Raw genomic sequence first — 8,861 nt, 5'->3', positions numbered from 1 at the left:
GGCTGCCATCCGATGGCGGCACCATATGGATTTCGCGTGGGCAGCGATGCGAAGTTACGGCGCTGAAACGGCTTCGCCGGGTGCGAGGCGCGTTGACTGTTAGCAACCGTAACAGATGCTTTGCAATGAGGTGGCGCGCGTCACCTCACCGCTTTCTTCTTTCCGCCATCAGCGCGGCCCACGGTCGCGCCAGCCGCCTTTCGTTTTGGCTTTTACGCCTTCTGTGCGTCGCCCGCAGCGCTCGCCTGCTGGCGGCACTCGATGCCCGGCTTTGCGTCCGCTAACGCTGATGACTTGTCGGGTGCGGCAATCGTGGAGTTGGCAACTTGGCCTTCTCGCGCAGCAGGTGAGGCCGTGCGAGCCTGCTGTTCCAATAGCTCAATGGCCAGATGCCAGTAATGGTCGTCGCGCCCTTCACAGCGTCCTTCTGATTCCCATAGATAGTAGGCGCGTTCGCGCACTTCTTCTTCCTTAAAAGTCACTGACATTCATTTTCCTCACTGAAATCAGAAGATAGCCAAGTCGTTGTGTTCGGATACATGGCCGCCGCACTTGACAGCCTCACCGGACGCAACCGGGTATCCAACTTTTGAGGGCCGTTCGTCATGGCAGTCGCCGTAAGGGGGAGATGCAAGGCTCGGGACGCTACTGTCCGGAGTTACCGCAAAGAAGCGTCAAGCGCCCCTTCGTCGTTTTGGCAGCTTCCGCCTTAGGTGTCTTCGCAGCAACGCTGATCTTGCGTCGTCTCATAAACCGTGACGACGCGCCTCACAGATTCAGCATCTCGTCCCTCGTCAATGACACCGCTGACAAGTTTGAGGATTGGCACCGAATGCCTGTAGACCGAGACGCCCGCATGGCTTTCATAAATCCGGCACAGCCTCATGTTGCCCAAGTCGTCGAAGCGCTTAGAAGGAAGGACATCACCGAGGAGTTTCTAGAGTCTAGTGTCGTGACGGTCCTAAGCAACGCTAGGTCTATTGCGCTTCCTGATCGAGTCGGGCGGATCACAGCAAGGCCGGTCGAGGTATCAATGAGCCGGTACGGTCCGTATGTCTTTTGGTGCGAGGTCGTGGCGAGCACTGGACCCGAGGCGGGGAAAGCGGGACTCAATGCATCTATGGAGTTCTTGAAGTTCAGCACGACCTTCGCGGCCGCCTCGTTAGCGTTGAGCGTTGGCCTCCTACCCGACAAGGTTTCGTTATCTTCATTTCCTCAATACCTATTAGCTGCGTCATGGATACTGCTCACAACTTCGCTCGGCGCAGGCGTGGCAGTTTATGCTCGTCTCTCGCTTCGGTCCGCTATTCGCCTTGACAGGCTGAGGAATTAGTTCGGCACCAGTCCAAGCATACGCAGAGAATTGTCTTAGAACTATTGAGTGAGGCTCGTCATCCCTTGACCTTTGGCCGGACGCCGGGAAGGCCCGGTACTGGGCGTTATTTGAGTAAAGACCTGACGCCTCCAATACGTCCCATTGTGCTGTCGTCGCCGGCGCGCGCTGGCGAGCACCACGCCGGCCTCCCGAACAAGCCTAGGCGAGCCCGTCGCGCAAGAACCGGTGTCTTTTCGCGCAATACTCACGCGTCTTCAAAATTCGAATAAAACATCGGTCCTTTCAACATGACTGACCTCACCGAAATTACGAGCTTGATTTGCGGCGGGCCGGAAGTCGACGAGGCTGCGCAGGAACCTGTAGTAACAAGTCATCGCCACATCATCACGATACGTATCGTCGACCGGCCCAGTACGAGTAGCCGATTCAAGTTGTGCGCGCGGCGTGTAATGTGCAATCTCTGCCGGGAGCCGCTCGAGCATTGATCCTTGCAGGCGATCCTCGGTCATGCGTGGCCACGTCGATTTAGGTGCGGGCGGAACGACGACGCACGCTCGAGGCCGCGGCGCCCTACTACGCCGACGACCAAGAGCAAGGTCTTGTGAACTCACGAGCAGCGTCGAACGCTCAAAAAAGTCTTCGCGCGTCATAGAACTGCGAGTTCAGCACCCGTCGCAACGCGCCTTAACGCGCCAACGACTGATATTTCAACGGCCTGCTAAAGCACCAACTTCCTGAGGATGGCGAACTTCGACATAGCGGACGAATAGCCATAAGAGAGCATCACGATCAGCACCAGCGACGGCACCATAAGGCCATAAGTTGAGGACCAGTGGCTCTCTAGTGTACGCAACACGAAATGCAGCATCGCCAGATGAACGAGATAAATCCCGAAACCAAGCCTGCTAAAACGCTCGACCGCTGTCTGAAGGGAAGCCGAGCCGACCCGCACGCGCATGAGGGTGATGAACAAGCAAACGCTCGGAATAACGGTGAATAGGCTAGAGTAGTCCGTCACCATGTGAGCGAACGGTGCGCCGGGCAGAGACATCCGATACTGGACGGTAATCGCGGCGATGATCGCGACGCACGCCGTGAACACAAGCCACGCTGTAGGCACGCGCTCGCCCAAACGCGCATTGACGACCAGATGTCCCGCTACAAAGTACATAAGATAGCAGCCGAAAAACTGCGCGACGCCCACCGTCCACGGTCTGCCCGCTGCGACCGCGCCGACCGTGAAGGGCAACACAGTCAGCAGCAGCGTCAGCACGCAATACCAGATGAGAATCCATGCACCGCCCGCGCGCTGCATCGCGTTGATAAACGGCGCGGCGATGTACACGCCGATGAGCGCGGGTATAAACCACAAGTGAAAAGCATCCCGCATCCGGCCAGCGAGAAGATCGGACAGAATGGCAGACGGCTCGAATGACGATTCGTATCCCATCCGGTACGCGAGATAGTTGGTCAGGAGCGAATAGAAGATCAGCAGGACAATGAATTGCGGTATGCGTTTGCGATAGAAGCGCAGGATATGCCCGCTGTCAGCCCTCGCAAGAACGAGGCTGCCGGAAATCATGAAGAACACGGGCACCGCGAGTCTGCCGATCGCATTGAGCACCGCATGCAGCATCCACTGCCCATGCGTTGCCACCGGCGCAATCGGATCGAAGATGCGATCGTTCAGATGGATCATGACCACGACGATCGTCGCAAGCGATCGTGCCAGATCCAGTTGCACGCTGCGCGATCCGCTTCGCGATACGGCATCGCGTTCTTGCACCGCAAACGACGATGCTTCTGCCATGATGGCCGTCTCAGTAGCTGGTCGTGCGCACGGTCGCACCGTCGGCCGGTTCGGTCGATGCATGCAGCTCGCCAAGCCTTCTGCGATGCCCGTCTGCAAGCGCGCGAAAGAGCATCTCCATGCTTTTTACCTGCCACGGATGGCTCGAGATCATCCACAGCGCAAGGCCGACCACGGACGCCCTGAGCGCCGCCAGAAGCGGCCACCGCGCATACTGGCTCGACACCGCGATCCGGTTGCGCACGTTGTAGTAATGCCGTGGCCCGAACGCGTGATTGCGAAGACGCGCACCGACCTCCCGCAAATGGTCGATGCGGCTCTCGGGAATGAGCCACACCGAGAAGCCGACGGCCTTGAGCCGCAACGAGAACTCCGTGTCGTCATACGCAACGAAGTAATCCGCACGCGGCAGTCCGGCGGCCCATACCGCGCGAGCATCGGCCAGAAACCCCACGAAGGAACCGGTGTCTATGCGAATGGCAGAGTCTTTATAAGCCGATGCTGCAACCGTCCGCTCGCGCCCGAACAAGCTGTCGAAATAGCGGCGATGTTGCAACGCAAGCGCGCCGAACTCGTCGACCGATGGACACAGCGCGCCGACGTCGGCGGGCAGCGACGCTCTCGCCGCCACGAGGCGCTGGAGCGCATCGAGATGAGGAACCGCATCGTCATCGAGCAGCCACACCCAGTCGGCGCCACGGGCCAAGGCTTGCTGCAAGCCACGCGCGAAGCCACCCGCGCCACCGATGTTGTAGTCGCTTCGCAGCACGCTTACGTCGCGCCTCTTGTTCAACATGTCGCGCGTTGGTTCATCGCTCGCATTATCGAACACGATGACTTCATCGGGGCGCAAGCTCTGTCCGCTCAAGGCATCGAGCACGCGTGCGAGCAGGGCGGGACGATTACGCGTGACGACGACGGCAGTGATCTTCATGGTGCATGGCCTTGTTGAGCTAAGACGGACGGTGTCCTCTCGTCTCGTTGTCATTGCAGTCGTCCTAGCAACAGCACGGCCGCGCGTCGCAAAGGAAATCCGCGTTGCGTTGAAAACATCAACCGATGCAGTGGCCGGCTCGCCCGAAATCCCATTCGCGCGGCGCTCTTGAGTTTCCGGCGTCGTTCGATGAGCCTAAGCATGGCCTCTTTGCTGCTGTCGTCGAGCGGCGCGCTGCCCGAGATAGCGAGCCAGTCCAGATGCATCAGCGTATTGATCCGCTGAAACAGCGATGCGCTCACCCATTCGTACTTGGGCATGCGTAGTCCGATTTGCCATGGGTCGAGGATCAAGGTCTCGTTCGCGACGAAGCGCTCGAAGGAAGCCAGCACATCCGGGTTGGCATCATTCAGCAATTGCGGCACTACATAGCCGTGCTGCGAGGCGTAATGCATGCACAAATGCTGCTCAACCGCGAAGCGCGCGCGAAAGTTGCGCTCGAAGAAGGTCGAGCTTGCCAGGTGACGCTCGCGGTCGTACCAGCTGGCATCGGCGGGCGTCACGGGCGGGGCGCTCCAGTATTGCAGCAGCCTATCCGTGTGGCCGAAGTGAAACCAGTCGCTGATATGAAACGGCAGGCGCTCGAAGATGGTGGGATCGAGCGTGAAGAACGAACTCGCGATAATGCGCGTATCCCTTCCGTCGCGCTGATAGATCGTCTTGGCGAAGTCGAGGAAACCAGCATGTTCCAGCATGCTGTCGGTGCGCAGCTTCACAACGTAAGGTGTTCGAACCGATTCGAGCCCCGCGAGTGTCGAGACGATTTGCCGGTTCACGTTGTTCGCCTTGGGCGAGTCGTATTTGATGCCGGGCAGCGCGCCCGGATCATCGGACTCGATGACGGCATCAGCGAGCAGTCCCCGCGGAAACTCCGCGCCTTTCCACGTCGAGACGATGATGTCGGCGTTCGGCAAAGCTCTGCGCGTCTGGCGAACGTTCTCGCGAAACGAGTCACGGTCCGCGCCGACATACGGCTTGACGGCGCCCTGAAACACCACGGTGATGTCGCTTGTCTTCATGATGAGGCGGGCCGTTCATGCGCGCTCAAAGCGCGGGCTGATGGAAGCTGGCGGATGAAATGCCGCAGCGGGTTATCGAGCGTGCGCGGCACGCGCTTGACGCCGTAAAGCGAATGCCGGTCGAAGACTTTCCATGTGCTGTCTCCGTCGTTCATCCATTGCAGTTTTTCCAGGCGACGAGCAACGCGCACTTCGTCGATCGCGCTGTCGGGCACGCCCCGGCTCATCTGCGCGATGACGCGGATCATGCCCGGGCTCAGGCGGTAGTAGGGCGTCTTGATGAACGCATATTCAACGCAGTGCCTAAGCCCACGCGCGCGCTTCCAGTTGTTTCCAAAAAGCCATTCGAATTCTTGCAGGAAGCGCCAGTACGTGCGGTCGAATACATGCGTCTCGGAGTACACATACGGCGTGATGCGAGGGCTGGCGCCGATTGCATGGGCAATCGTCGGAAAGACGACTTCCTCCAGCGGATAGCCGGCCACACCCGGATGCGCACCGCTGGCGATATCGGCGAGCTCGAACAATGTGTCAGCCTCATAAAATGCGCCTTCGATTTGCGATCCGACGAGCGGACACTTCCCTAAGCGCTTGCGGAGCGCGTCGAGCTCGGCATCTGCACGCGCCTTCGGGCTGACCCACCAGTAACTTCCTGGCGTGAGCGGCCGGACGTTATAGCCGCGTCCGTGCCGCGCGATATGCTCGGCGAGGCCCGGCGCGACGAGCATGTCGTTGGACGCATGAAAGCAGACGTGCGATGCATCGCCGCGCGAGCGAATGAATGCGATGTTCGAAAGATGCGCGCGGAAGATGCTGCCCCAGCGCGTGCTTTCATGCGCGGGGTTGATCAGGAAGTTGTCGCAGCCCTGGCTTGTTAGCGCGGCGTTGAGGCTCGCCTCGTCGAGTCTGCCGCTGCGCGACACATGAAGCACGACGCACGCTTGCGGAAAAAAGCGCGCGAAGTTACCCAGCTGGTCTGCGACGACGAGCGGCGCTTCATGAACCGGCAGCGACACGTAAATGCTCATGCCTGTACCTCCTGCTGCGCGAGTGCAACGTATTCTTCGGGGGTGCCGGCAAGCAGCACGTCTGACGCCGGCACTTCGTGATACACGATGCGCTTTCCTCGTTCGATGAGCGTGTTGTACATCGGCGCGATGTAAAGCTCGCGCCACTGCTCTTCGAACTCGCCGTAACGCGCCATGGCTTCGCGGCAGACGGAAACAAAATCGGATGCCGCGCTGAAGAAATAGAGTCCCGTGCAGCACAGGTCTGAAATGCGCCGCTTCTCCGTCGTTTCAATAACGACGTGACTGTCGGCCGACGCAGGCCGCACGAACGACCAGTGATCGCCTTCGGCCCGAAACACTTCCAGATAGCCGTCGGCGTGCGCGACTTCCTCAGGGATGCGATACCCCGGTCTTATGGTGTCGATGTTGAACACGACTAGCCGCTCGTCCGAAGCACGATCGGCATCCTCGATGCCCGCGAGTACGGTTTCGGCTTGTCCGCGCGTCGGCGCATGAAGCTCCACGATGTGATAGCTCGCGATTCCCATTGCACGGCTCATCTCATCGACAAAGCGTGTGGCCGCGAAGTCCTGACGCACGACGAAGACGAACGCTTCGGACGCGAAGTACGCTTCGAACGATCCGACCGTCAGTTCGAAAAGCGTGCGCCCGCCGACCTCCAGCTCATATTTGGGCCGTATGTAGCCTGCCTTGTAGAACCGGCTGCTGTTGCCGGCCATAGGTATCACAATCATTTTTCCATTCCAAATAGAGGCGCAACGCATTGGACATCAGTCCCGCCTGACGCCTCTCATCGTCGGCGTGAAGCGGGAGCATCGAGAGGAAAAGCAGCACCATGATGGGATAGCAGTCCCACTCGGCGGGCGTGCGGCCGCGAAAGAGCGTGGACGCGAAGACGTCGCGCACTTCGTGGGTCGCTTGCATCGGAAGCTCGAAGCGGACCTTGCGTCCTTCGATCGCGCCATCCCATCGCCCGGCGATGATAAAGTCATAGAGCCCGAGGACCGAATGAGCGAGCTTCGCGACGTCGTAACGAAAGTCGCCGAAGACCGTGAGTTCGCCACTGCTGTTCAAGCCGCGTGGATCGATCAGCTTCACCTTGCCGCCTCTGAAGTCGAAGAGGACATTGCTGAAGCAGAAGTCGCCGTGGATGAACGCGCTCACGTGGCGCGTCGAGGCCAGCACGGCGCTGCTTGCTTCTTCTGCCATGTCCATGAGACCCGGCACGGGCTCGCCATTGATGATCCAACTGTCGCGCAGGGACACACCCGTTTCGGCGCCGAATTTCTCGAGCCGAGAGAGCGTTTTGCCGCGATACAGCGCATCGAGTTCCTGTCGATCAAGCCTCGCTTCTGGCGGCACCGGGAGCTTCCCGGACGCAGTGAAGAACGTATCGCAGGCGCGGAAGATCTTTGTCCAGACTTTCTCGGGCAGGCAGCCGAACACGTATAACTCGTTGAGCGCGGCAAGCGGCAAATATTCGAGCGAATAGAAGATCTGTTCGCCGCTTCCAACTTCGATCAGGTTCGGCAGAAACGCACGCACCGTTGGGGGCGCATTCTCGAACCAGCTTGCTTCTGCGAGTATCTTGCGCGAGTCGCCGCTCGACTTACGAAGCACGCCATCCGCGACGGCGATGTCATTGAAGTGGCGCTGCGTCGTGATGTGGCGCTTCGATGCGAAATACGTATGAACGTGGCCGAAATCCAGCCAGCCCCGAACGTTGACCAACTCGAGCGCATGTACCGAAGACGAGTATGCTTCGATCGCTTCAATGAACGAGAGACCCGAAGCAAGCAGCCGTCGCAGCGCGACCGCGTTGGAAAACGAGAACATGCCGACCCATACCTTGTCGGACAGTCCAGCGGTGCGCCGCTCGTGATGCCAGCGATAATTCTCGTCCGATTCGCCAACGGCGAGCCAATCAGAGTGCTCCGGCAGTGGTTCGGTGACGAGCGTATCGCCGAACACGATGTCGATGCGGCCTTCGAGCCGTGTCTCCGCGAGCACGGTCAAAGCCGCCGCCCCGAGCGAGATGCCCGCCGGCGTTCTGAAGACCGCAACGCCGGCCGCATCCAGATACGCGAAGTCGATGTTGTCGACGTCGTAGTCCGCAGGCAAGGTCATATGCGCGCGCTCGTATCGGTCCGCGAGTCGAGCAAGTTGGTAAGTGTAGAGCCGGCGATTGCCAACCGGGAGAAAGCTGGGCGGTATCCTGCCAAACTCGGAAGCGAGTTCCGATTCGACATATTCGCCCGATAGGATCAAGAGCATGACGGCGTCTCCTTCTCCTTGTTGAGCATCTGCTCGATTTCCGCGTACGACATGGAGACGAACTCAGACGGACGCACCGCGCGATCGTCGATATAAAAGCCTTCGTGACCGCACCACGGCTTGCCGACATAGATCTCGTCGAACGGCACGTCATGTTGACGAAGCCAGTCAACCGCGATCGGCAACGTGTTCGCATTGATCTTCCCGATGTTGCCTTCGTACGTACGCATCGAGCGGCTGGTGCATACGACGATCGTGAAGCCGTCGCGCCTGTAACGGCGCAGCTGGTCAATCACGGCGTTATTCGGCACCGCGTGCGCATACCCGTCGGGCGCACCCGAGGTGATCGTATGGTCGAGATCAACTATGAGTCTCTTCACCGTCGGCCCCTTATCGT

The 8,861-nt window shown here is 59.5% G+C and carries 9 protein-coding genes; all 9 read right to left on the bottom strand.

The genetic code is table 11. The features are described 5' to 3' along the window. Positions 1 to 212 precede the first annotated feature (212 nt). The 9 genes from LDZ21_RS30245 to LDZ21_RS30205 all read right to left on the bottom strand — a co-directional run bounded on the left by LDZ21_RS30245 (position 213) and on the right by LDZ21_RS30205 (position 8,844). Entirely contained in the window at positions 213 to 488 is a 276-nt protein-coding gene (locus LDZ21_RS30245) for a DUF2934 domain-containing protein (protein ID WP_244797846.1), read from the bottom strand. Positions 489 to 1,590: 1,102 nt separating this feature from the next. After that, on the bottom strand, positions 1,591 to 1,845 hold the full coding sequence (locus LDZ21_RS30240; protein ID WP_244797845.1) for a hypothetical protein: 255 nt from the start codon (positions 1,843 to 1,845) through the stop codon (positions 1,591 to 1,593). A 209-nt stretch (positions 1,846 to 2,054) separates the two neighbouring features. After that, positions 2,055 to 3,080, bottom strand: coding sequence for an acyltransferase (locus tag LDZ21_RS30235; protein WP_244797844.1), 1,026 nt, complete (start codon positions 3,078 to 3,080; stop codon positions 2,055 to 2,057). Positions 3,081 to 3,156: 76 nt separating this feature from the next. Next, positions 3,157 to 4,080, bottom strand: coding sequence for a glycosyltransferase (locus LDZ21_RS30230; RefSeq protein ID WP_244797843.1), 924 nt, complete (start codon positions 4,078 to 4,080; stop codon positions 3,157 to 3,159). Positions 4,081 to 4,130: 50 nt separating this feature from the next. Next, positions 4,131 to 5,159 carry a WavE lipopolysaccharide synthesis family protein gene (locus tag LDZ21_RS30225; protein WP_244797842.1) on the bottom strand — a complete coding sequence of 343 codons (1,029 nt, stop codon included), beginning with the start codon at positions 5,157 to 5,159 and terminating at the stop codon, positions 4,131 to 4,133. Continuing rightward, the gene (locus LDZ21_RS30220) at positions 5,156 to 6,187 is read right to left on the bottom strand and encodes a hypothetical protein (protein WP_244797841.1); all 1,032 of its coding nucleotides are present in this window, start codon (positions 6,185 to 6,187) and stop codon (positions 5,156 to 5,158) included. Before LDZ21_RS30220 ends, LDZ21_RS30225 begins: the two co-directional genes overlap by 4 nt. Continuing rightward, positions 6,184 to 6,924, bottom strand: a complete 741-nt coding sequence (locus LDZ21_RS30215) for a glycosyltransferase family 2 protein (RefSeq protein ID WP_244797840.1) — start codon at positions 6,922 to 6,924, stop codon at positions 6,184 to 6,186. Before LDZ21_RS30215 ends, LDZ21_RS30220 begins: the two co-directional genes overlap by 4 nt. Beyond that, positions 6,854 to 8,464, bottom strand: a complete 1,611-nt coding sequence (locus LDZ21_RS30210) for a protein kinase family protein (protein ID WP_244797839.1) — start codon at positions 8,462 to 8,464, stop codon at positions 6,854 to 6,856. Before LDZ21_RS30210 ends, LDZ21_RS30215 begins: the two co-directional genes overlap by 71 nt. Beyond that, on the bottom strand, positions 8,455 to 8,844 hold the full coding sequence (locus LDZ21_RS30205) for an HAD family hydrolase (RefSeq protein WP_244797838.1): 390 nt from the start codon (positions 8,842 to 8,844) through the stop codon (positions 8,455 to 8,457). Before LDZ21_RS30205 ends, LDZ21_RS30210 begins: the two co-directional genes overlap by 10 nt. Positions 8,845 to 8,861: the final 17 nt, after the last annotated feature.

The organism is Caballeronia grimmiae (assembly GCF_022879615.1).
Lineage (GTDB): Bacteria > Pseudomonadota > Gammaproteobacteria > Burkholderiales > Burkholderiaceae > Caballeronia > Caballeronia grimmiae.
The sequence above is the reverse complement of the archived record's forward strand: the minus strand, read 5'-3'. Positions and strand labels throughout refer to the sequence as shown.

Coding starts and splice junctions, on each gene's coding strand:
- LDZ21_RS30215 (WP_244797840.1), bottom strand. CDS start 6,924: ATGATTGTGATACCTATGGCCGGCAACAGCAGCCGGTTCTACAAGGCA.
- LDZ21_RS30245 (WP_244797846.1), bottom strand. CDS start 488: ATGTCAGTGACTTTTAAGGAAGAAGAAGTGCGCGAACGCGCCTACTAT.
- LDZ21_RS30225 (WP_244797842.1), bottom strand. CDS start 5,159: ATGAAGACAAGCGACATCACCGTGGTGTTTCAGGGCGCCGTCAAGCCG.
- LDZ21_RS30210 (WP_244797839.1), bottom strand. CDS start 8,464: ATGCTCTTGATCCTATCGGGCGAATATGTCGAATCGGAACTCGCTTCC.
- LDZ21_RS30230 (WP_244797843.1), bottom strand. CDS start 4,080: ATGAAGATCACTGCCGTCGTCGTCACGCGTAATCGTCCCGCCCTGCTC.
- LDZ21_RS30240 (WP_244797845.1), bottom strand. CDS start 1,845: ATGACCGAGGATCGCCTGCAAGGATCAATGCTCGAGCGGCTCCCGGCA.
- LDZ21_RS30220 (WP_244797841.1), bottom strand. CDS start 6,187: ATGAGCATTTACGTGTCGCTGCCGGTTCATGAAGCGCCGCTCGTCGTC.